This window comes from Variovorax sp. Soil_C_17 (assembly GCF_057657265.1).
This window is the reverse complement of record NZ_JBDGIT010000077.1, coordinates 1-226: the sequence shown is the minus strand read 5'-3', so window position 1 is coordinate 226 and position 226 is coordinate 1. Positions and strand designations below refer to the sequence as shown.

Genomic DNA, 226 nt, shown 5'->3' with positions numbered 1-226 from the left:
GCTGCAACATGGTCTACAACGGCCTCACGTCGCTGGACGGCAGCCTGACGCCGCAGCCCGCGCTGGCCGAGTCCTTCACCACCAAGGATGCGAAGACCTGGGTCTTCACGCTGCGCAAGGGCGTGACCTTCCACGACGGCAAGGCGCTGTCGCCGGCCGACGTGGTGTTCTCCGTCATGCGCCACAAGGACCCGGCCACCGCTTCCAAGGCCAAGGTGCTGGCCGA

Annotated in this window: 1 protein-coding gene; it reads left to right on the top strand. The window is 67.3% G+C overall.

What is annotated here, in order from left to right; all coding sequences use genetic code 11:
* On the top strand, window positions 1-226 hold a 226-nt coding region (locus AC3A6Y_RS35110; RefSeq protein ID WP_487872806.1), incomplete at both ends, for an ABC transporter substrate-binding protein.